General features: G+C 58.5%; 19 protein-coding genes. 9 read left to right on the top strand and 10 right to left on the bottom strand.

Going from position 1 to position 21,046, the window contains the following annotated elements:
* The first annotated feature begins 24 nt into the window (after nucleotides 1–24).
* Complete coding sequence (locus CAF70_RS04245) at nucleotides 25–468, top strand: Lrp/AsnC family transcriptional regulator (protein WP_085622189.1); 444 nt, start codon at nucleotides 25–27, stop codon at nucleotides 466–468.
* Between the two features lie 36 nt (nucleotides 469–504).
* Here CAF70_RS04245 and CAF70_RS04250 read toward each other — a convergent pair whose 3' ends face one another.
* Both CAF70_RS04250 and CAF70_RS04255 read right to left on the bottom strand, forming a co-directional pair.
* Complete coding sequence (locus CAF70_RS04250) at nucleotides 505–1,896, bottom strand: amino acid permease (protein ID WP_085622187.1); 1,392 nt, start codon at nucleotides 1,894–1,896, stop codon at nucleotides 505–507.
* Between the two features lie 80 nt (nucleotides 1,897–1,976).
* Nucleotides 1,977–2,801 (bottom strand): phytanoyl-CoA dioxygenase family protein, encoded by an 825-nt coding sequence (locus CAF70_RS04255; protein ID WP_085622185.1) that lies wholly within the window; start codon nucleotides 2,799–2,801, stop codon nucleotides 1,977–1,979.
* Between the two features lie 138 nt (nucleotides 2,802–2,939).
* Here CAF70_RS04255 and CAF70_RS04260 point away from each other — a divergent pair, with 138 nt between their 5' ends.
* Nucleotides 2,940–3,848, top strand: coding sequence for a LysR family transcriptional regulator (locus tag CAF70_RS04260; RefSeq protein ID WP_085622183.1), 909 nt, complete (start codon nucleotides 2,940–2,942; stop codon nucleotides 3,846–3,848).
* 129 nt (nucleotides 3,849–3,977) lie between these two features.
* Here CAF70_RS04260 and CAF70_RS04265 read toward each other — a convergent pair whose 3' ends face one another.
* From CAF70_RS04265 to CAF70_RS04275, 3 genes are all read right to left on the bottom strand, one after another.
* Nucleotides 3,978–5,552 (bottom strand): aldehyde dehydrogenase (NADP(+)), encoded by a 1,575-nt coding sequence (locus CAF70_RS04265; protein ID WP_085622181.1) that lies wholly within the window; start codon nucleotides 5,550–5,552, stop codon nucleotides 3,978–3,980.
* Nucleotides 5,553–5,755: 203 nt separating this feature from the next.
* Complete coding sequence (araD1, locus tag CAF70_RS04270) at nucleotides 5,756–6,745, bottom strand: AraD1 family protein (protein ID WP_085622179.1); 990 nt, start codon at nucleotides 6,743–6,745, stop codon at nucleotides 5,756–5,758.
* 28 nt (nucleotides 6,746–6,773) lie between these two features.
* On the bottom strand, nucleotides 6,774–8,081 hold the full coding sequence (locus CAF70_RS04275) for an MFS transporter (protein ID WP_085622177.1): 1,308 nt from the start codon (nucleotides 8,079–8,081) through the stop codon (nucleotides 6,774–6,776).
* A gap of 184 nt (nucleotides 8,082–8,265) precedes the next feature.
* On the opposite strand from CAF70_RS04275, the gene CAF70_RS04280 reads away from it, so the two are divergent.
* Together CAF70_RS04280 and CAF70_RS04285 are read left to right on the top strand one after the other, a co-directional pair.
* Nucleotides 8,266–9,999 carry an IlvD/Edd family dehydratase gene (locus CAF70_RS04280; RefSeq protein WP_085622175.1) on the top strand — a complete coding sequence of 578 codons (1,734 nt, stop codon included), beginning with the start codon at nucleotides 8,266–8,268 and terminating at the stop codon, nucleotides 9,997–9,999.
* Between the two features lie 729 nt (nucleotides 10,000–10,728).
* The gene (locus tag CAF70_RS04285; RefSeq protein WP_085622172.1) at nucleotides 10,729–11,451 is read left to right on the top strand and encodes a FadR/GntR family transcriptional regulator; all 723 of its coding nucleotides are present in this window, start codon (nucleotides 10,729–10,731) and stop codon (nucleotides 11,449–11,451) included.
* A 39-nt stretch (nucleotides 11,452–11,490) separates the two neighbouring features.
* On the opposite strand, the gene glsB is transcribed toward CAF70_RS04285, so the two are convergent.
* The gene (gene glsB, locus CAF70_RS04290; RefSeq protein WP_025752741.1) at nucleotides 11,491–12,399 is read right to left on the bottom strand and encodes a glutaminase B; all 909 of its coding nucleotides are present in this window, start codon (nucleotides 12,397–12,399) and stop codon (nucleotides 11,491–11,493) included.
* A gap of 214 nt (nucleotides 12,400–12,613) precedes the next feature.
* Between glsB and CAF70_RS04295 the strand changes: the two genes are divergently transcribed.
* Complete coding sequence (locus tag CAF70_RS04295; RefSeq protein WP_085622170.1) at nucleotides 12,614–13,651, top strand: diguanylate cyclase; 1,038 nt, start codon at nucleotides 12,614–12,616, stop codon at nucleotides 13,649–13,651.
* A 51-nt stretch (nucleotides 13,652–13,702) separates the two neighbouring features.
* On the opposite strand, the gene CAF70_RS04300 is transcribed toward CAF70_RS04295, so the two are convergent.
* Both CAF70_RS04300 and CAF70_RS04305 read right to left on the bottom strand, forming a co-directional pair.
* Nucleotides 13,703–14,497, bottom strand: a complete 795-nt coding sequence (locus CAF70_RS04300) for an NYN domain-containing protein (RefSeq protein ID WP_085622691.1) — start codon at nucleotides 14,495–14,497, stop codon at nucleotides 13,703–13,705.
* A gap of 191 nt (nucleotides 14,498–14,688) precedes the next feature.
* Complete coding sequence (locus CAF70_RS04305; protein ID WP_085622168.1) at nucleotides 14,689–15,351, bottom strand: HD domain-containing protein; 663 nt, start codon at nucleotides 15,349–15,351, stop codon at nucleotides 14,689–14,691.
* A gap of 538 nt (nucleotides 15,352–15,889) precedes the next feature.
* On the opposite strand from CAF70_RS04305, the gene CAF70_RS04310 reads away from it, so the two are divergent.
* The 4 genes from CAF70_RS04310 to CAF70_RS04325 all read left to right on the top strand — a co-directional run bounded on the left by CAF70_RS04310 (nucleotide 15,890) and on the right by CAF70_RS04325 (nucleotide 19,008).
* Complete coding sequence (locus CAF70_RS04310) at nucleotides 15,890–16,132, top strand: hypothetical protein (RefSeq protein WP_085622166.1); 243 nt, start codon at nucleotides 15,890–15,892, stop codon at nucleotides 16,130–16,132.
* A 165-nt stretch (nucleotides 16,133–16,297) separates the two neighbouring features.
* The gene (locus CAF70_RS04315; RefSeq protein ID WP_003250694.1) at nucleotides 16,298–16,561 is read left to right on the top strand and encodes a DUF3077 domain-containing protein; all 264 of its coding nucleotides are present in this window, start codon (nucleotides 16,298–16,300) and stop codon (nucleotides 16,559–16,561) included.
* Nucleotides 16,562–17,082: 521 nt separating this feature from the next.
* Entirely contained in the window at nucleotides 17,083–18,507 is a 1,425-nt protein-coding gene (gene dcm, locus CAF70_RS04320) for a DNA (cytosine-5-)-methyltransferase (protein WP_085622689.1), read from the top strand.
* Nucleotides 18,508–18,552: 45 nt separating this feature from the next.
* The gene (locus CAF70_RS04325; RefSeq protein WP_085622164.1) at nucleotides 18,553–19,008 is read left to right on the top strand and encodes a very short patch repair endonuclease; all 456 of its coding nucleotides are present in this window, start codon (nucleotides 18,553–18,555) and stop codon (nucleotides 19,006–19,008) included.
* A 92-nt stretch (nucleotides 19,009–19,100) separates the two neighbouring features.
* On the opposite strand, the gene CAF70_RS04330 is transcribed toward CAF70_RS04325, so the two are convergent.
* Together CAF70_RS04330 and CAF70_RS04335 are read right to left on the bottom strand one after the other, a co-directional pair.
* On the bottom strand, nucleotides 19,101–20,414 hold the full coding sequence (locus CAF70_RS04330) for a type II restriction endonuclease (RefSeq protein ID WP_256573250.1): 1,314 nt from the start codon (nucleotides 20,412–20,414) through the stop codon (nucleotides 19,101–19,103).
* A 257-nt stretch (nucleotides 20,415–20,671) separates the two neighbouring features.
* Nucleotides 20,672–21,028 (bottom strand): EcoRII N-terminal effector-binding domain-containing protein, encoded by a 357-nt coding sequence (locus CAF70_RS04335; RefSeq protein ID WP_085622160.1) that lies wholly within the window; start codon nucleotides 21,026–21,028, stop codon nucleotides 20,672–20,674.
* Nucleotides 21,029–21,046 lie beyond the last annotated feature (18 nt).

Below are 21,046 nucleotides of genomic sequence, written 5' to 3' on the forward strand. Positions count from 1 at the left end.
CTTTTGCCTAAGGAATTAAGCCACATGGATGATATTGACTGGAAAATCCTTGAGCGCCTTCAGGGCAACGGTCGCATGACCTATACAGAGCTTGCACGGCATGTCCACCTCTCAGTGCCTGCCGTCACCGAGCGTGTCAGGCGCCTTGAGGAAGACGGCGTGATCGAGGGCTATGTGGCGCGGGTCAACCCGATAAAAGCGGGTTATCTGGTTGGGGCAATGCTGGCCATGACAGTACCCCAACCGGCTAAAGCAAAATTCCTCAAGCTGTTAGGTTCGATTCCGGAAGTGCTGGAGTGTCATCACATAACAGGCGCAGATTCCTACATCTTCCGTGTAGTCGCCGCCAGCATGACCGATCTGGAGCGACTAATCGAAAAGATCAACATCTATGGAGAAACGCGAACGTCCATCGTGATGTCTACCCCGATCCCCGCACGGGCACTTGAACGCCCCACTCGATCGTGACCCGGAATGGTTCGAAGGGATATGCCGGGCACAGCCTCAAGCGTTGGCCGACAGCTGACGCGGAGCACGCACACCCCACAACCAGTAACCCAGGGATAGCAGCAGCAACCAGCCGACCCCGACATACATGGCTGTGCGGCTGGCCGGGAACCAACCGAGCACACCAAAAATGAATACCATGAAAGCGATGGCGCAGGCTGGCCCTACCGGCCACAGTGGCACACGATAATCCAGTGCAGCCGCCTGCTCCTTGCTCATGCCGCGCCGCATGGCCACTTGAGAAAGCAGGATCATCAACCAGACCCAGACAATGGAGAACGTGACCACCGCAGCGAGCACCAGGAACAAGTCTTCTGGTACCAGGTAGTTCAATACCACGCCCAGAAGCAGCGCTACGCCCATCACTGCAACCGTCATCCACGGCACACCGAAACGCGACAACGATGCGAAACCGGCTGGTGCCTGGCCGTCCTGAGCCATACCGTACATCATGCGCCCAGCGCTGAAGATATCGCTATTGATGGCTGAAACAGCTGCTGAAATAACCACGATGTTCAACACGGTTGCCGCTGAACTGATACCAAGACCACTGAAGATCTGCACGAACGGGCTACCGTGGCTGCCAATGCTGGTCCAAGGGTAAATGGCCATGAGCACCAACAGGGTAAGAATGTAGAACAGCAGTATGCGCAAAGGCACCGAGTTGATAGCCTTCGGCAATACGCGCTTCGGGTCCCTTGCCTCGCCTGCGGTGATGCCGATCATTTCGACCCCGCCAAAGGCGAACATCACGACAGTGAAGGAAGCGATCATTCCGCTGACGCCATTAGGGAAGAACCCGCCGTGGTTCCACAGGTTCGAGATTCCGGCAACCGTGCCTGCCTCGTCATTCAACTGGATGCCCAGTAGCAGCACAGCGGCGCCTGCCACAATCATGGCAACGATCGCAGTCACCTTCAGCAACGACAACCAGAACTCCATCTCCCCGAACACTTTCACGCTGCACAGGTTCAGCGCCCCGATAAAGAACACGATCCCAAGCACCCAGATCCACGCCGGTGTTACAGGGAACCACAGCCCCATGTAAACGCCAAAGGCCGTCACGTCTGCCAGGCATACCACCAACATCGAGAACGCGTAGCTCCAACCTGTCAGAAAGCCAAAGTAACGACCGAGGTACTGGCTGGCATAGTGGCCGAAAGAGCCTGACACCGGGTTATGAACCGCCATTTCGCCAAGGGCGCGCATCATCATGTAAATGGCTGCGCCACCGATCAGATAGGCCAGCAGAACTGAGGGCCCGGCCAACTTGATTGCCGATGCCGAGCCATAAAACAGCCCCGTACCGATAGCCGAGCCTAACGCCATGAAACGAATATGCCGGGTAGAAAGACCCCGCTTCAACTGGTGTGAAGATTGAGCGCTCATAGGTACCTTCTTGGTTTTATTATCAGGTCCGCACAACGTTAATGCCGTGCGGTTTTATCAGGCACGCATTATTCCAATCATCAAGCCCTTGGCCACAGCACCGGAAACAGTTCGTGGTTCATTTCGGCGCCGCTGGCCAGTTGCGTTTCGAGGCCGGGGAACGGTGGCGAGGTTTTCCACTGGCGCGGTGCGTGAGTAATGTCGTCGCCGAGGAAACGCACCGAGAAGGCTCGACGCCGACGATTGCCCCCGACACCGCCAGAAGCGTGCAAGGTGAGCATGTGGAAGAACACCGCGTCGCCTGGGGAGAGCGCCCAACCGAGGATGTTCCAGGCGCTGCGATCGGCCTCGATATCCGGCAGGTCCGCAAGGCTGCCTTCCGGGAACCATTGCGCCTGGCTGTCGAGGAAGCTGCGTGGCATCAGCCAGGGCCCGAGGTGCGAGCCCCCCACGAATTCAAGGGTGGATTCTCTCGAGACCGGGTCGACTGGCATCCACATGCTGCAGTTCTGGCGCCCGTCGATGTTGTAATAGGGCTGGTCCTGATGCCAGGGCGTTCGCTGGCGCGTGTTTGGCTCCTTGACCAGCAGGTGATCGTGATAAAGCCGGGCTGTCTCGCTGTTCATGAGTTGCGCTGCAACACTACCCACCCGGCTTTCAAAGATGAACTGGCGATAGGCCGGAATATCACCCCAGTTGCAGAAGTCTTCGAAGAACCAACCCGGGTCGTCAGGGCGGCTGGCCACTTTGGCGCGCTCGCTCGGGGCCTTCAGGTTCTGTTCAATACCGGTTTCGAGCAGTGCAACTTCTTCCGGCGTGAACAAGTTACGTACGCAGACGGCACCATCGCGCTGGAATGCCGCGATGGTTTCTTCACTTAGTTGAAATTCGGTGGACTGTTTCATAAAGCACCCTTTGGTCTTTTTATTGGGCAACAGCACCACTGCCAAGTATCAAGCGGAACAAGCAAGGTGCACCGCGAGTATTGCTTTTCAGCTACGATAGGAAAAGAATATATTTCCTAATTCCGAGTATAGGAAAAGATGATAGGGTTCTCGTTCAGGCAGCTCGAGTACTTCGTCGCCGTGGCCGAACACGGCAGTATCAGCGCCGCGGCGAGAGCCCGGCACGTTTCGCAGCCATCGGTTTCGGTTGCTATCGCCCAGCTCGAAGAGGCGCTGAACGAGCGGCTGTTCCGGCGCCAGGTAAGCCGCGGGCTGGAGCTGACGTCAGCAGGCACGCGCTTACTGGCCCAGGCACGCGATATCATCGGCATGGCCATTGCCATGAATCAGAACGCGGATACCACCCAAGGCTCGCTGCGCGGCAACCTGTCGCTGATCTGTTTTCAAGACTTGGGCCCCTACTACGCGCCGCGCCTTCTATCGAGCTTTCGCAAGCAGTATCCCGATGTCGAGGTCACGCTGTTCGAGACTGACCTGGCAGACGTACACCGCCACCTGAGCGCCGGTAAAGCCGAGCTCGCACTGACTTACGACATAGGCCTCGACCCCTCGCTGCCACGCCAGGTGCTGGCTGAGCTGAAACCCTACGCACTCATCGCCACTGACCATCGCCTGGCCCAGTTGGCAGCGATACCGCTGCATGAGCTGGCGCAAGAGTGTTTGATTCTTGAGGACATTGCACAAACGCGTGAGTATTTTCTTTCGCTGTTCTGGGCGCATAACCTGCAACCGCGCACCCAGCAATTTACCCAGACCTTCGAGATGCAACGGGGGCTCGTCGCGCATGGCTACGGGGTTGCCCTGTCATGCACCCGGCCCGCCGGGGACCACTGCTATGACGGTACACCGCTGTTGTGCCGGCCTTTGCTGGAAGAGGTATCACCACAAAAAGTCGTGCTGGCGCAATCAGGCGCGATGCACCCATCACCGGTGGCGGAGGCGTTCCAGAGTTGGGTTGCTCGGGAGATAGCCAGTGGCGGTACCTGAGGTCGCTCACTCAAGAAAGCGCCCCTGTGAGAGCGGGTTCACCCGCGAACACCGGCGAAGCCGGTGCCAGCCATGCCTGCCGTAAGCCGCCAGGCTGGGCCTGGCGGGAGTAACCTGACAGCGCTTGCGTCAGGCCAGCGCCTCGCGGCTGTGCTGGCCATCGACCAGGCGCTGCAGGCCCAGCGGGTTGCCGTTTTTCAGGGCATCGGGCAATAGTGCGTCCGGGTAGTCCTGGTAGCAAACCGGTCGCAAGAAGCGGTCGATGGCCAAGGTGCCGACCGAGGTGCCACGAGCATCGGAGGTGGCCGGGTATGGCCCGCCATGCACCATCGCATCGCACACTTCAACGCCGGTCGGGTAGCCGTTGACCAACAATCGCCCGGCCTTGCGCTGCAGCACCGGCACCAGCGCGGCGAAACGCTGGAAGTCTTCCGGCTCGGCAATCAGGGTTGCGGTCAGTTGCCCATGCAGGGCTTGCACGGCGCGGCGCAGTTCGGCTTCGTCGGCTACTGCGACAGCCACCGTGGCAGGCCCGAAGACCTCTTCCTGAAGCAGTGCGTCACCGTTCAGCAGCAAGCTCACATCGGCCTGGAACAGCTGCGCCTGGGCCTGGTCACCCGCCTGCTCGGCACCGGCCAGATGGCGCACGCCCGGGTGCTGGTGCAGGCGTTGCACACCTTGGCTATAGCTGCGCAAGGTGCCGGCATTGAGCATGGTCTGCCCGGGCTGATCGGCCAGTTGCGCGCCGAGGGCCGTGAGGAAGGTGCTGAACGCTTCGCCGGCAATACCAATGACCAGCCCGGGGTTGGTGCAGAACTGCCCGCAGCCCAGCACCACCGAACCGGCCAGTTCCCTGGCCACCTGCTCGCCACGGGCCTGCAAGGCCGCCGGCAAGACCAGCACCGGGTTGATGCTGCTCATTTCGGCGAATACCGGGATCGGCTGTGGGCGCGCCGCAGCCAGCTCGCACAGGGCACGGCCGCCCTTGAGCGAGCCGGTAAAGCCCACCGCCTGAATCGCCGGGTGACGGACCAGCGCTTCGCCGACACCGGCACCGTAGATCATGTTGAACACGCCGGCGGGCATGCCGGTGGCGAGCACTGCGCGCTCGATCGCCTCGGCCACCTGCTCGGCCGTGGCCATGTGGCCGCTATGCGCCTTGACCACCACCGGGCAGCCGGCGGCCAGCGCTGCGGCGGTGTCACCGCCGGCGGTAGAGAAGGCCAGCGGGAAATTGCTGGCGCCGAACACGGCTACCGGACCGACCCCGGTGCGGTACTGGCGCAGGTCGGGACGCGGCAGCGGCTGGCGCTGTGGCTGGGCGCGGTCGATGCGCGCGCCGAGGAAGTCGCCGCGGCGCAGCACCGTGGCGAACAGGCGCATCTGGTTGCTGGTACGCGCCCGTTCGCCCTGGATGCGCCCGGCCGGCAGCGCGGTTTCGCGGCACACGGTGGCAATGAAGGTGTCGTCCAGCGCATCCAGCTGGTCGGCAATGGCATCGAGGAACTGCGCACGGCGCTGCGGCGCCATGGCGTTGTATTCGGCAAAGGCCGCTTCGGCTGCCTGCGCGGCGGCGTCCACTTCTTCAGGTGTGGCCTGGGCAAAGGCCAGTGGCAAGGCTTCGCCGGTACGCGCATCGAGGCTGTGCAGGCGCACGCTGCCGGCGGCGCTGCGCTGGCCGCCAATGAAGTTGCTTCCGGTCATGGTTGACTCCTGTAAATGAGAAGGAAGGTTCAGATGCTTGTGTCAGGCAGTTGGCCCTAAGGGGCTGCTGCGCAGCCCATCGCAGGCAAGCCAGCTCCCACAGGGACCGCGCAATTCCGGAGGCCGCGCTGTACCTGTGGGAGCGGGCGAGCCCGCGAAGGGCCGCAAAGCGGCCCCGATTCATCAACCGGCTGGCAGCGAGCTCAAAGGCTTTTCACCACCCCGGGGCGTACCTGCGCAGGTGCTGATGCAATGCCGTTGCGCAGCGGCTGGCCAAAGGCATCGAGGCTGACCTCGAAGGTATCGCCCGGGCGCGCCTGGATGCCGTCGGCGAATGACAGCGTGGCGGTACCGAAGTAATGCACGTGAATATCGCCAGCGCGCAGGAACTGCGGGTACTTGAAGTGGTGGAACTCGAGGTTCTCGAAGCTGTGGCACATGTTCTGCTCGCCCGACAGGAACGGCTTGCGCCACAGTTCCTGGCCGTCGCGCAGGATGCGGCTGGTGCCTTCCAGGTGGGCCGGCAGCGCGCCCAGGCGCAGCTCGGGGCCGAAGCTGCAGGCGCGCAGCTTGGAGTGGGCCAGGTACAGGTAATTGCGCCGCTCCATCACATGGTCGGAAAACTCGTTGCCCAGCGCGTAACCGAGGCGATACGGCGTGCCATCGGCACCGATCAGGTACAGCCCGACCAGCTCCGGCTCCTCGCCGGCATCTTCGGCAAATGCCGGCAGCGGCAGGTCGGCGCCAGGGCGCACGACGATGCCGCCGTCGCCCTTGTAGAACCATTCCGGCTGCGCGCCCTCCTCGCCTGCCGACGGCCGACCGCCATCGAGCCCCCACTGGAACATGCGCATGCTGTCGGTCACGGCGCCTTCGGCCTGCTGCTGGTGCATCTTGTCGCGGGTGGCGGCACTGCCCAGGTGGGTAAGCCCGGTGCCGGTGACCAGGCAATGCGCCGGGTCCGGATGATCCAGCGGTGGCAATACGCGGCCTTCGGCCAGCAGGGCCAGGTAGTCGTGACGCTCGCCCAGGCCTGCAGCCTGCACTTCGCTGGCCAGGTCACGGCCGGCGGCAATGGCTTGCAGGGCCAGCTCGCGGGTACTGCCGGCGCCACGTACTTCCAGGGCGTACTCGCCTTCCACCACGCCCACCCGGCGCTCGCCGGTGGCGGTTTCGAATTGAATCAATCGCATGCTTGTGCTCGCTTTTCGGTTGCGAAAGTTAGCGGGGGGCCGGGGCTACCCGCGTAGAAGCCAGGCGCTGACGGCGCTCGAGGCGGTTGTAGACCACACCAGTGAGCAGCAAGCCGAACAGCATCACCGCTGCCAGGAAATACAGGCCCGACGACAACTGCCCGGTGTGCTCCTTGAGCGCGCCGATGCCGAACGGGCCGAGATAGCCGCCAAGGTTGCCGATGGAGTTGATGAGCGCGATGCCCGCAGCGGCACTGGCACCGGAGAAGAACCGGCCTGGCAAGGTCCAGAAAATGGCCGTGCAGGAGAACAGCGCAAACGCCACCAGGCACAGCGCCGCCAGTTGCAGGCCGGGCACGCTCAGCCAGGCACTGAGGAACAGGCCGATCGCACCCAAGGCGTACAACAGGCCAAGGTGGCCGTAGCGGTCGTTCAACCGGTCAGAGCTGCGCGGCACGATCAGCAGGCCGATGATGCCGAACAGGTAAGGCACGGCCGAAACGAAACCGGTCACCAGGTCACTGCCGCCAAACTGGTGGATGAGTGTCGGCAGCCACAGGCCCAGGCCGTAGATGCTCAGGGTCACCGGCAGGTAGAACAGCGCCAGCAAAAGCACCCGGCTGTCCTTCAGGGCATGCAGCGGATTGCCATGGCGGGTCTGGCCGAACTCGCGCAGGTCATTGGCCAGCTGTTCCTGCAGCCAGCTGCGTTGCTCGTCGCTGAGCCAGCGCACCTTGGCCGGGCTGTCTGGCAGCAGCCGCAAGGTGGGCCAGGCCAGCAGCACCGCCGGTGTACCGATGCAGATGAACAGCCATTGCCAGCCATGCAGGCCGTATGTGCCATCAAGCCCCAGCAGCGCGCCCGAAAGCGGCCCGGTGATCAGCATTGCCAGCGGCTGGGAGAGGATGAAGAAGCCGAGGATCTTGCCCCGATGGCGCACCGGGTACCACTGGGTGATGTAGTACAGCACGCCGGGGAAGAAGCCCGCCTCGGCCGCCCCCAGCAGGAAGCGCATCACGTAGAACCCGTTGGGCCCGGTGACGAAGGCCATGCCGACGGTGATCGCGCCCCAGGTGACCAGGATGCGGGCGAACCAGCGGCGCGCGCCAAAGCGGTCGAGCAACAGGTTGCTCGGCACCTCGAACAGGAAGTAACCAATGAAGAAGAGCCCGGCACCAAGGCCATAGGCCGCGTCACCCAGGCCGATGTCGGCGCCCATGTGCAGCTTGGCGAAGCCCACCGCGGAACGGTCGACATAGGCCACCAGGTACAGCAGGACCAGAAAAGGGATGAGTTTCAGTGTGATCAGGCGGACGAGCCGCTGCTCCTGAATCATGGCGATGTCTCCAATTGTTCTTGTAATGGGTACAACACCTGGCCGGGGACTTTTTGGCAGACCTCTGACCTGGGAGAATGATCTTATAGTATTACTAATTGCGCCAACAAGCCTTCACAGAGACCATTTTTATCAGTACAGTCGATCGCACAACGACAAATAGTAATACTAATTAGGTGTCCCCATGTCTGATCCCAAACGCCCACTGCGCTCCGCCCAATGGTTCGGAACCGCTGACAAGAACGGTTTCATGTACCGCAGCTGGATGAAGAACCAGGGCATCCCGGACCATGAATTCCAGGGCAAGCCGATCATCGGTATCTGCAACACCTGGTCGGAGCTGACCCCGTGCAACGCGCACTTCCGCAAGATTGCCGAGCACGTCAAGAAGGGTGTGCTGGAGGCTGGCGGCTTCCCGGTGGAGTTCCCGGTGTTCTCCAGCGGCGAATCCAACCTGCGCCCCACCGCCATGCTTACCCGCAACCTGGCCAGTATGGATGTGGAAGAAGCGATCCGTGGCAACCCGGTGGACGCGGTGGTGCTGCTGACCGGCTGTGACAAGACCACACCGGCGTTGCTGATGGGCGCGGCGAGCTGTGACGTGCCGGCGATCGTGGTTACCGGTGGGCCGATGCTGAACGGTAAGCACAAAGGCAAGGACATTGGTGCCGGCACCATCGTCTGGCAGATGCACGAGGCCTACAAGGCCGGCCAGATCGACCTCAACGAGTTCCTCTCGGCCGAAGCCGGCATGTCGCGCTCGGCGGGTACCTGCAACACCATGGGCACCGCCTCGACCATGGCCTGCATGGCCGAGGCGCTGGGCACCTCGCTGCCGCACAACGCCGCCATCCCGGCGGTGGATGCACGCCGTTACGTGCTGGCCCACCTGTCGGGCATGCGCATTGTCGACATGGTGCGCGAAGACCTGCGCCTGTCGAAAATCCTCACCCGCGAAGCCTTCGAGAACGCCATCCGCGTCAACGCCGCCATCGGCGGCTCGACCAACGCGGTGATTCACCTCAAGGCCATTGCCGGGCGCATCGGCGTGGACCTGCAGCTGGAAGACTGGACCCGCATCGGCCGTGGTACGCCAACCCTGGTGGACCTGCAGCCCTCGGGCCGTTTCCTGATGGAAGAGTTCTACTATGCCGGCGGCCTGCCTGCGGTCATCCGCCGCCTGGGCGAAAACGGCCTGCTGCCCAACCCTGCCGCGCTGACTGCCAACGGCAAGAGCCTGTGGGACAACTGCCAGGCCGCACCACTGTATGACGAAGAGGTGATCCGCCCGATCGACAAGCCGCTGGTTGCCGATGGCGGCATCTGCATCCTGCGTGGCAACCTGGCGCCCAAGGGTGCGGTGCTCAAGCCATCGGCCGCCACCCCGGCTCTGATGCAGCATCGTGGCCGTGCGGTGGTGTTCGAGAATTTCGACGACTACAAGGCACGCATCAACGACCCCGAGCTGGATGTGGACGCCAGTTCCGTGCTGGTGATGAAGCACTGCGGGCCCAAGGGCTACCCGGGCATGGCCGAGGTCGGCAACATGGGCCTGCCGGCCAAGCTGCTGGCCCAAGGGGTGACCGACATGGTGCGCATTTCCGATGCCCGCATGAGCGGCACCGCCTACGGCACCGTGGTACTGCATGTGGCGCCGGAAGCGGCCGCAGGCGGGCCATTGGCTGCCGTGCGTGAGGGTGACTGGATCGAACTGGATTGCAAGGAAGGCCGCCTGCACCTGGACATCTCTGACCAGGAGCTGGCCGGCCGCCTGGCCGACCTGCAAGCCCCGCCGCAGTTGATCAGTGGTGGTTACGCCAGGCTGTACCTGGACCATGTGATGCAGGCTGACGAAGGTTGCGACTTCGACTTCCTGGTCGGTTGCCGAGGGGCGGCGGTGCCCAAGCACTCGCACTAAGGCCTGACGTCATTGGGGCTGCTGCGCAGCCCATCGCCGGCAAGCCAGGCTCCCACAGGGACCGCGAAAGCCTTGAGGCTTGCGCCGTACCTGTGGGAGCCTGGCTTGCCAGCGATGGGCTGCGCAGCAGCCCCAAATCGCTTGACTGACTGGCATCAGGGCATGCGCGCGAACACCGGCAAAGCCGGTGCCATCCATAGCGTCGCCTGCTTCGCGGGCACGCCCGCTCCCACAGGTACTGCGCCGGCTTCGAGCTAACTCTACACCTGTGGGAGCGGCCGCGGCCGCGAACACCGGCAAAGCCGGTGCCATCCTCCGCGTCGCCTGCTTCGCGGGCATACCCGCTCCCACAGGCACTGCGCTGGCTTCGAGTTAACACTACACCTGTGGGAGCGGCCGCGGCCGCGAACACCGGCAAAGCCGGTGCCATCCATAGCGTCGCCTGCTTCGCGGGCACGCCCGCTCCCACAGGTACTGCGCTGGCTTCGAACTGACACTACACCTGTGGGAGCGGCCGCGGCCGCGAACACCGGCAAAGCCGGTGCCATCCTCCGCGTCGCCTGCTTCGCGGGCATGCCCGCTCCCACAGGTACTGCGCTGGCTTCGAGCTGACGCTACACCTGTGGGAGCGGCTTCAGCCGCGAACACCGGCGCAGCCGGTGCCATGCCCCGCGTTGACGCGCTAATGCTATGATGCTGCCCCCGCCCGAAGGATCCGCCGCGCCCCACATGAACTACCGCCAGCCCACCACGCGCAAGAGCATGCACGCCACCCTGGTCCAGGACCTTGGCGTCCAGATCGTCTCCGGCCAACTCGCACCCGGGCAGAAGCTGCCTTCCGAGGCCAGCCTGTGCGAAGCCTACGCAATCAGCCGGCCGGTATTCCGCGAGGCCATGCGCGCCCTTACCGCCAAGGGCCTGATCGAAGCACGCCCACGGGTAGGCACCCTGGTCCGGCCGCGCCACGACTGGCACATGCTCGACCCCGACGTGCTGCACTGGCTGATGCAGGCCACGCCACAGCAGGAATTCTTCAACATGCTGAGCAGCGTACGCTGGGTCATCGAGCCGGCTGCCGCCGCGCTGGCCGCCACCAACGCCAGCGCCGAGGATGTCGATTCGATCGCCGAGGCCTACCAGCGCATGGAAGCCGCACGCAACCACGAAGAACGCCTGCAACCGGACCTGGACTTCCACGCCCGCATCGCCGACGCCACCCACAACGACCTGCTGGCCTACCTGTGCAACATGCTGTCGATGGCGCTGCGCGAGTCGGTGCGCTACTCCAACCAGCGCGCGAACTTCGACCAGCTCGCCCTGCCCCGGCACAAGGCGATTCTGACCGCTATCCAGAACGGCGACGCATTGGGCGCGCGGCATGCTTCACTGGTACAGCTTGAAGACGCCCGCGTGGCCCTGGCCAAGGTACTGGGACAGGACCCAACGAGCTGAGGTGTCAACCGGGCCTACCTCAGCCACCGAGCCCGCCGATCAGAACACCGACCAGCCGATACGCGAACTGAGCAGTTCGAGCGCCGCCATCCCAGCCAGGGAGTTACCCGCAGCATTCAGCTCCGGCGACCACACGCACACCGTGAACTGCCCCGGCACGATCGCCACAATCCCGCCCCCTACACCACTCTTGCCCGGCAACCCCACTCGATAGGCGAAATTCCCTGCTTCGTCATACAGCCCGCTGGTAGCCATGATCGAGTTCACCTGCTGGGTCTGGCGGCGGGTCAGAATCTGCTCACCGCTGTGCTTGCAGAACCCATCGTTGGCCAGGAAACAGAACGCCCGAGCCAGATCAAGGCAGTTCATCTGCAGCGCGCAGTAACTGAAATAGCTACGCAGCACCGCCTCCACCTCGTTATGGAAGTTGCCGAACGACTGCATCAGGTAAGCCATGGCCGCGTTACGCGCGCGGAATTGATACTCCGAATCGGCGACGCGGGCATCGATCGAGATGTGCGGATTGCCCGACAACCGCCGCACGAAATCACGCATCGACAACGTGGGTGCTGCAAAGCGCGACTGGTTGATATCGCAGATCACCAACGCACCCGCATTGATAAAGGGATTGCGCGGCCGCCCACGCTCGAACTCCAGCTGCACCAGCGAGTTGAACGGCTGGCCGGAAGGCTCATGGCCAAGCCGCTGCCAAATGGCTTCCCCCGAGTGCCCAATCGCCTGCACCAGGCTGAACACCTTGGAAATGCTCTGCACCGAAAACGGCACCAGCGCGTCGCCTGCGCAGTGATAGCTGCCATCGTTGCCATAGACTGCGATACCCAACTGGTTCGCAGGCACATCGGCCAACGCAGGAATGTAGTCAGCCACTTTGCCCTTGCCGATCAAGGGACGTACTTCTTCGAGAATCTCGTTCAACAGCGTTTGCATGGAAGGCCCTGTATCAGTCCCCCAGGCGACGGCTAAGGGGGTAGCATTCTTGACGAAGGTTGAGCGGAAGAAATCACACACTCGGCAAGAAATGCCCAGCCACCCCTGTAGCGCGTGGCTTCTCGCCATCACCTATGCTGTGCTTGTTTTGACAGATAGAGTACATGCACCCGCCAGGTGCAGAAGCAACCAACCAAGGACTGGAGAACCAAGAATGCCAGCTTGCCCGTTACCCGCTGACGAAGCGCTTCGCCAGCGCACGCTCGATGACATGAACCTGGTCGATACACCGGCCGAGCATTACCTCGATACCCTGGTGCGGCTCACCCAGGACCTTGCCCATGTGGACACTGTGCTTATCAGCCTCATCGACCAGGACCGCCAGTGGTTCAAGGCCCGAATAGGGCTTGAGGCAAGCGAGACGACGCGCAGTATTTCCTTCTGCGGCTACGCCATTCTCGGCGAGGGTACCCTGATGGTCCCCGACGCTACGTGCGACGGGCGATTCGTCGACAACCCGCTCGTGCTCAACGAGCCCTATATCCGCTTTTACGCCGGCCACCCCTTGCGCGCCGGGAACGGCAAAGCCATTGGTACGCTGTGCATGTTCGACCCGCGCCCGCGCGTGCTCAGCGAGGCGCAGCAAGCGAACTTCAGGGACCTGGCCACACTTGCCGAGGGATACTTGCAACTGCGCACCTTGGCACAGGTGAACCGCGATCTGCGGCTTGAAATGGATCGCGAGCAGCGCAAGGCCCTGCTCGACCCTTTGACACAACTGTGGAACCGCGGCGCGCTGACGGCGTTTGAGGAGCATGAACGGCGATTGGCAGAGGTGAACGGCCTGCAGCTGGGTGCGGTGTATGCCGACCTGGATCACTTCAAAGCCATCAACGACAAGTACGGCCATGGCGGCGGTGACAAAGTGCTTTGCGAAACTGCCCGTCGCCTGCGTGCTGCCCTTCGCCCTGATGACCTGCTGGTGCGCCATGGGGGTGAGGAGTTCGTCGCAGTTTTGCATGTTAAAGACAGCGAAGAGCTGACACGGATTGCTGAGCGGATTCGCGAACAGGTGGGTGCCAGCCCGATGCAGTTGCCCTGTGGTCAGTTGAACGTAACCTTGAGCATAGGGTGCACCCTGTTCGCCAATGGGGAAACGCTGGATGACGCACTAGACCGCGCCGACAAGGGGCTCTATACCGCCAAACAGAACGGGCGTGATCGGGTTGTCTATGTAGCGCCGCCGCTCTGAGACAGACACGATCCGGGCTGTACGGTATTGCTTCTGCACATCAGCCCGAAACTAGCGGGAGGTTTTGTGGCGAACGTAAAGTGCGGCCGTGCCCCCGGAAACCGGCCGCGCCTGCAGCTCGAATACATGTGGATGCCCCTTTATCAAATCGCTCAGCTTCTTGAAACCATGCGTGCGCGAATCGAACTCAGGTCGGAGCTTGGTCATGTTGGCACCCAACGCCCCCAGGTTCGCCCAGCCCTCCTCGTCAGCGAGATCGTCCAGAATCTTGCTGATAAAGCTAACTGGAGCTTTGGGCTTTTTAGGAGCGACTACTTCTGTATTCGGCTTACCAGCCCCTGCAGTAGCATCAACCTCCCCTGCCACCTCCTCGCTGCCAGAAGGCAAAACCTCCTCCCGCAAAAGCTCGGTGTAGATAAACTTGTCGCAGGCAGCCACGAATGGTTTCGGTGTTTTTTCCTCCCCAAACCCATAAACGGTCAGACCTTCCTCACGCATGCGCGAAGCTAGCCGAGTGAAGTCGCTGTCGCTCGAAACCAGGCAAAAACCGTCAAAGCGTCGGGTGTAGAGCAGGTCCATCGCATCGATGATCAACGAGCTGTCGGTTGCGTTCTTCCCTTTTGTGTAGGCGAATTGCTGTATGGGTTGAATGGAGTGATCGAGAAGTACCTTTTTCCAGCCACCCAGTTGGGGGCCGGTCCAGTCGCCATAGATGCGTTTCACGCTCGCCACACCGTACTTGGCAATTTCCTCGAACAGCCCCTCAACGATGGCGGCCGGGGCATTGTCGGCATCAATCAGTACAGCGAGGTGTTTCTGTGAGTGGTTCGCGCTATAAGTGGCCATGATCCGTCCTTGAAAAGAACCAACCATATCGTCAACGGTTCCAGAAATCTCCTCCTTTTCAATATTCAATCGGATCGGCTTGCGGGGTCTTCTGAGCCTGTATTACCTGGCGCGGTCAGCAGTAATCGGCGGAAAAGCAGCCACAGACCAATCGCATTCTTGAACTGTTAAAGGGTTTGGGTTCACGCGCTTCAGCCTGCACCGCAGGCTCCGATCTCATCCAGGAAATCCGCAAGAAACACTTCAAGCCGAGCATGACGTTCAGCAGCCAGCCGAGCCCCTTCAGCAGTTTTAAAACCTGACGCAAGCTTGAGCAGCTTGGTATGAAAGTGCTCGATCGCATACGCCTTGTCCTGATACTCCCTCCCCCACGCAGCGGGGTTCTTGAAATCGTACAGCGCCGACCCCATTCGCCCGGAAACGTAAAAACACCGGGCGATACCCACTGCACCAATGGCGTCCAGGCGATCGCTGTCCTGAAGAATCCTGGCCTCAAGGGTGAGTGGTTCGAAGCCTGCCGAGTAGCTGTGGGTTTTGACTGCATGCGCCACCTGCTCGATGCGCTGCAAGGGCCAGCCCATATCAGCCAGGATTGACGCCGCCTTTTGCGCGGACAGCGTTGACGCCTGCCCACGTAAGGGCGAGTTCTTTTCTACCGCAACACAATCATGCAGCACAGTCGCGGCAAGTAGCACTTCCAGGTCGCCGCCTTCTACGAGCTGTATCCGTTGCGCGTTGACCCATACGCGATGGATGTGGGACAGGTCGTGGGAGCCATCCTGCTGGTCGGCTGGCAAGTACTTCAGTAGGTCAGCGGCAAAGCGCTGGAAAGGGGCAAAAGCTTCGATAGTCATCTTCGGTGCATTCCATAGGCTGTCTCTTGGCGTCCGTTGTCAGGGGATAAGCACATGACCTGCCTTGGGCCAGATGAGCGAGTCAGTTTCAAGGCATGAGCGGCGAAAGTCCATGCCGAACCGTTTGTTGGCATGGCGACATAACTGGATACAGGGATGCGTGAGTGGGAAGCTTTTTGAGATCCACAAACCGTTAACAGAGCAGCCGGCGTTGCATGCTGTGAAGGTGAATGGGCAAAAAAAGTCAGAATTAACCCCTTCCTTGTAGGCCATTTCCCAAAGATACTCCCTGCGCCTGTTTTTCGTTGCACATGACCAACGTGGATTTTAGTCTCGGCTCGTCGCTGCCAATTCAGCGACCGGTTTTGACGGACCGATGACGCTGTCCTCATGTGCACACTTTTATGGTGGCTGTACGTGCGGGCACCCTGTGGTGCGCCGAGTGCCAACGTCTCGGTCCGTCAACCCGCGTACAGCTACCACCCATTGCTTGACGGCATGGCCGTGGTAGTTCTTCCTTCTACGTTGGAGCTTCACCATGCTCAAGATCGTTCCCGATCCGCCTCACAAAACTCTTTGCCTTGAAGACACCCTGATCCAAGCCACGGACTACGCACTATGCGCGGCGACCGTCGTGCATCAGGCAATGCTGCTGCAGCCCAAGTCGCCGGCGTCGATTCTGATGATGGCTTCGATGCATGAGCTGGAGACGCTGCGAGCTTTGCTTGAGTCCGCAATAGTCCAGGTGCAGATGCCCACTGAGCCTCGGACTGCGCACTAAGGCTTCATGGATGTGTCGCTTGGGCTGCCCTTATCGCCCGCAATCCCAGGTCCCACATAGATATGAGCTGCACCACAGATCTCGAGACCTGCGCAGCACCTGTGGGAGCTGGCTTGCCGGCGATTAGGCCAGACCAGGCACTAGAGATTTCGGGAAAATAGAACGATGTCCACAGAAGAAACCAAATTCACCGTCGGCAAAACCACCTTCTACCAAGGTGAAAACCAGACCCATCCCCTCTTTCGCATTGAAGCCGGCATCCCTTGCCAGAGTGCCCGCGAACAGGCCTCGGAGCTTATGGGCTACGCACGGGATATGACCTTGGACGGCTTGATGGAAGACAAACCCCAGCTGATCTGGGCTTCACATTACCTCTGCGCATTGGCCAAGGCACTGATGGATGATGCCGAGCTGGGCATGATGCGCTGAAGCGCCAACATTCCTACCTAGGGATGTCTTCTGAAGCTGGATCGATGTCCACCTTTCTGAAGGCATTCCGTCGGTCTGCACCACTCCACTTTAAACAGCTCGCTGCTAGCCGCGGACAGGCCTCTATCCGCTATCACGCCCCCAAAAATCATTATCGTAACGCTGCCCGTCACCTCCAACGGCGCAGACATACTCGCCATGCTTTCGATTCGGTGGGCGCGCTTACATCCGCAACCAATCCTTTCGGACCGCCTACTGCAACCCCTTAGGCCGCTCAGGTCTGAAAGGAAAGCAAATCACGAAGACGGCTCAGTCCAGCACCAAAGCAGGCAAAGTGCCGCTGCGGCTGACCACAATCATCCTGAGACAAAAAAGCAGCTGATCACTATACTGGCTGCATATACAGTAAAAATAGACCGAGCTATGCCCGCTGACGTGGCAAATGGGCGGTTTACAAAAATCTGATAAGGAATAAAATGGTGACATTTCATCACACGTTTGACCCAGAGGAATACGGACTCATGAATCTTTTCGAACCTCACGCTCTCGAGTCCGCAGAGACCGAATTACAAGGCTCTCAGGAGCTACAGCCGCAGCAAGACCTAGCGTTGCTTCGCCAGTTGCTAGAGATCTACGATCAAAAGCAAATCGCGTCAAAGTTGAATGAAATTGGCTCCACTCATTGCCGAGAAACCGTGAACCGGTGGGTGAAGGGCAAAGCTGTCCCTAGGCTTAACCACCGGGAATTCGTCCATCTACAGTCCTTGCTACCCAAGCGACCCGAAGGTAAGACTTCTTTCCGCTTCATCGATCTCTTTGCGGGTATTGGAGGCATTCGCAAAGGCTTTGAGGCGATCGGTGGTGAGTGTGTGTTCACATCCGAATGGAACGAGCATGCTGTCCGCACCTACAAAGCCAACCACTACTGTGATCCCACCCGCCATCGCTTCAATCAGGACATCCGCACTGCAACTCTTTCCGATCAGCCGGATATAAGCGAAGAAGAGGCTTACCGCCACATCGATCAAGTTATCCCAGATCACGATGTGCTCCTCGCAGGTTTTCCCTGCCAGCCTTTTTCGCTGGCTGGTGTGTCCAAGAAAAACTCCTTGGGGCGCAAGCATGGCTTTGAGTGCGAGACACAAGGCACACTTTTCTTCGATGTCGCACGGATTCTAGCAGCGAAAAAACCCGCAGCATTTCTCCTTGAAAATGTAAAAAATCTCAAGAGTCATGACAAAGGTAAGACTTTCCGCATTATTTGCGAGACATTGAATGAGCTGGGTTACGAGGTGGCAGATGTCGACGCCCCTAAAGGCCAAGACCCTAAAGTAATTGATGCCCGACACTTCGTTCCCCAGCATCGGGAGCGAATTGTGCTCGTAGGATTCCGAAGGGATCTTAACGTTCACGGCGGCTTCACCCTTAAAGACATCGAAAAACTGTATCCGACGGAACGGCCGACATTCGGCGAACTTCTTGACGAGAACGTTGACGCCAAATACATCCTGACGCCGAAGCTTTGGGAATACCTTTATAAGTACGCTGAAAAACATCGCCAGAAAGGCAATGGATTCGGATTTGGCCTCACTCGATCAAATGATGTAGCCCGCACATTGTCTGCCCGATATCATAAGGACGGCTCTGAGATTCTCGTTGATCGTGGCTTCAATGAAAAACTGGATTTCTACGGAGAACTGAATCAAATTAATCGCCCTCGCCGACTAACGCCACATGAATGCGCCAGGTTGATGGGGTTCGACAAACCCGGTCAAAGCAGCTTCGTTATCCCAGTTTCTGATACGCAGGCCTATCGACAATTCGGAAACTCCGTCGCTGTCCCGGTATTTGAGGCAGTTGCCAAACTTATGCAAAGTCGTATTTTGGCCGCAAAATCCAAAACAGACCAGAACCAACCACAGATGGAGTTCACACTCCCAGTATAGTTAATTATAACACTAGGGCGCACAGCGCCCTTACTGGAGTAAAACGTGATAGACATCGTAAACTCGGCAACACGCTCACGCATGATGTCGGGCATTAGAGGGAAAAATACTTCACCTGAGCTTTTGATACGAAAAGCACTACATTCGCGAGGCTTTCGCTACCGCATCCACCCGTCCGAGCTTCCGGGAAAACCGGACTTATTACTACCAAAGTTCAACGCAGCAATTTTTATTCATGGGTGCTTCTGGCATGGCCACGATTGCAGATATTTCAAGACACCCAAAACAAGAACAGAGTTCTGGCTAAACAAAATCGAAAGCAATAAGATTAGAGACCAAAAGCAAATAAAAGCACTTAGCAGCTTAGGATGGCGAGTACTAGTAGTGTGGGAGTGCGCGATACGCCAAATGAAATCAAACAACAACACAGCTTTAATTGAGCTTATCAGCGAATGGATTCTATCCGACTCAACAAATCAAACCATAGCCGAGAACCACTAACAGCCCGCAAAATTTAAGAATCTCGAGATGACAGATGGAGCCCAAACTCAAGCTAGCGACTCCACCTTCAGCTCAGAAACCGCTTTCTGCAACTAGTAGATCAAGGTAGATCGCTTGCTTTTTATTTCATGGCTGAAAAAATCAGAAAACGTAATCACGTTCCCACAGTCATAATATACAGATTCGTTACCCTTCTTCTTTAATGATTCGGGAACGACTAGCGTTATAGAGTTCCGCTCCATTTCCTCTACTGCCTCAACGGACACGCGATCATCAACCGTTGCCAAGAAAATAGCCCCCAATGGCTTTTCTAACGCCAACTGTTTCCAGCGCTCACGCAATGTGGTTTTTAGAGACAGGATAACCGCCTCGCCTTCAGTGTTAAGTTCTTTAACGTTCGGCAAAACGAAATCCGGGCGTCGCCCTCCAAAGACCACTTGAGGCTGATAGTGTATACGACCATCACGCAGTAAGCGCTCGACATGTCGCTCAAATGAAAGACCTGCACGACTTTTCCTTGTTTGCGCCGCACTTAAAAAAATTGAGTCAAGCAGATGAAATTCTCGTACCAGATTAGCCAAAGGATGACCATCGGCGCGCATGATTATTTTTGCAACTTGCGCTGCCCTAAACCTCAGCTCAGCTCTTTTATATAACGAATATTCAATATCCCGACTAATCCGCATGACGGCGTCACCAGGGTTTTTGATACGATAGGGATCCATATTAGCTTTACGTGACTCTTCAAGCCAAACGGACTGTGCTTCCTTGGCAAGGATATCAGGCGAAGGGAGCTTCTGATCAGCGATAAACTTCTCTAACTCCCCCAAACTGACAGCCTGCATCAAATCAGCTACAAGCCTGTCAACATCAGACACAGGCTTGATCAACAATGCCGGATCAAAAAAACCATAATGAAAACTAGAGTTTAACTTGAACTCAGTTTCAATGATCTCTGCCTCGTCACTGACTGAATCCACCACCATACACCAATACTCAACTCCCGAAGAGGCGAACGTGAGCTTCCCAACGATCAATAGAGAAGCGGGGGAAACCTCTCTAAACTGCTCCTTGGGCACTCCGGTATGGTGCCACTCATATCGTGGCTTTTCTTTACCCGCCACGCCTGGGTTTCGTAAAGAATAGTGTTTTATCGTAGATGCTCTGATCTCGGCAGAAGCTGGCCACAAGGTATCATATTCGACCTCAAAAATATGCGGCTTATCAGGGTTTATATTTTTCAACTTCGGAAAAAAATCTGACTCCGCAATTTCCTTAGGAATATAAAATCCGTTTTGATGACCATTTTCAGAGGTGTCCGCCCACGAGGTATCATTACGCGAAAGCTTTTTTATGAAAACTCGCTGACTTTTTGCAACCCATTCAAAGATTTCGTTCCAACCCAAATGACATCCCACAAAGACCTCCGACACTCAACAACCAAATACCAAACTTCTCGAATACGCGCACGCAAAATAATATGCATACAACCTCAGCATATCATGCTAAAACATTACACAAACGATAAATACGTTTAACCTACTTACAGAAACCGGCAAGCGCACCAGCCACACCAAGCCTTGATTAGCCCTCGTTTCCCGCAAGGATTTCACCAATATCAACAACCCACTTTTTTAATAAACCAACCTCATCAGATGCTTCGCTAACTAACAATAACGGCTATATTATAGTGCGGACTCCCTGGATCCCGCCGCAATATAAAAACATCACCTTCTCTAGCACCAACCTCCTGCAAATACGTCATAATGCATGTGATACGGTATTCATCACGAGTACCATTCTCATCATGAAGCTTATTATTGTAGTAAACAAATCGAAGATCGTGTCGCCTGCCACGTTCATCTACACAAATCAAACAAGCATCGGGGTTTTTAACGTTGAAATCGAGAGCCGGTAGCAAAGCATGCCTTGCATCGCTTTTCTGAATGAGAATACCGCCCTGATGAGTTCCAGTGGCACCGACATCATTTGAGCTGAGAGTCTTTCTAAGCACGTCCATATTTAGAGACCTCAAAAT

Origin of the sequence: Pseudomonas sp. B19(2017) (genome assembly GCF_002113165.1) — a bacterium.
Classification (GTDB): domain Bacteria; phylum Pseudomonadota; class Gammaproteobacteria; order Pseudomonadales; family Pseudomonadaceae; genus Aquipseudomonas.

What these genes read in the sequence shown, in the direction of transcription:
- CAF70_RS04260 (WP_085622183.1), top strand. Translation starts at nt 2,940, where the DNA reads ATGATAGGGTTCTCGTTCAGGCAGCTCGAGTACTTCGTCGCCGTGGCC.
- CAF70_RS04315 (WP_003250694.1), top strand. Translation starts at nt 16,298, where the DNA reads ATGTCCACAGAAGAAACCAAATTCACCGTCGGCAAAACCACCTTCTAC.
- CAF70_RS04335 (WP_085622160.1), bottom strand. Translation starts at nt 21,028, where the DNA reads ATGGACGTGCTTAGAAAGACTCTCAGCTCAAATGATGTCGGTGCCACT.
- CAF70_RS04245 (WP_085622189.1), top strand. Translation starts at nt 25, where the DNA reads ATGGATGATATTGACTGGAAAATCCTTGAGCGCCTTCAGGGCAACGGT.
- CAF70_RS04285 (WP_085622172.1), top strand. Translation starts at nt 10,729, where the DNA reads ATGAACTACCGCCAGCCCACCACGCGCAAGAGCATGCACGCCACCCTG.
- CAF70_RS04310 (WP_085622166.1), top strand. Translation starts at nt 15,890, where the DNA reads ATGCTCAAGATCGTTCCCGATCCGCCTCACAAAACTCTTTGCCTTGAA.
- CAF70_RS04265 (WP_085622181.1), bottom strand. Translation starts at nt 5,552, where the DNA reads ATGACCGGAAGCAACTTCATTGGCGGCCAGCGCAGCGCCGCCGGCAGC.
- CAF70_RS04300 (WP_085622691.1), bottom strand. Translation starts at nt 14,497, where the DNA reads ATGGCCACTTATAGCGCGAACCACTCACAGAAACACCTCGCTGTACTG.
- CAF70_RS04305 (WP_085622168.1), bottom strand. Translation starts at nt 15,351, where the DNA reads ATGACTATCGAAGCTTTTGCCCCTTTCCAGCGCTTTGCCGCTGACCTA.
- CAF70_RS04255 (WP_085622185.1), bottom strand. Translation starts at nt 2,801, where the DNA reads ATGAAACAGTCCACCGAATTTCAACTAAGTGAAGAAACCATCGCGGCA.
- glsB (WP_025752741.1), bottom strand. Translation starts at nt 12,399, where the DNA reads ATGCAAACGCTGTTGAACGAGATTCTCGAAGAAGTACGTCCCTTGATC.
- dcm (WP_085622689.1), top strand. Translation starts at nt 17,083, where the DNA reads ATGAATCTTTTCGAACCTCACGCTCTCGAGTCCGCAGAGACCGAATTA.
- CAF70_RS04280 (WP_085622175.1), top strand. Translation starts at nt 8,266, where the DNA reads ATGTCTGATCCCAAACGCCCACTGCGCTCCGCCCAATGGTTCGGAACC.
- araD1 (WP_085622179.1), bottom strand. Translation starts at nt 6,745, where the DNA reads ATGCGATTGATTCAATTCGAAACCGCCACCGGCGAGCGCCGGGTGGGC.
- CAF70_RS04275 (WP_085622177.1), bottom strand. Translation starts at nt 8,081, where the DNA reads ATGATTCAGGAGCAGCGGCTCGTCCGCCTGATCACACTGAAACTCATC.
- CAF70_RS04295 (WP_085622170.1), top strand. Translation starts at nt 12,614, where the DNA reads ATGCCAGCTTGCCCGTTACCCGCTGACGAAGCGCTTCGCCAGCGCACG.
- CAF70_RS04250 (WP_085622187.1), bottom strand. Translation starts at nt 1,896, where the DNA reads ATGAGCGCTCAATCTTCACACCAGTTGAAGCGGGGTCTTTCTACCCGG.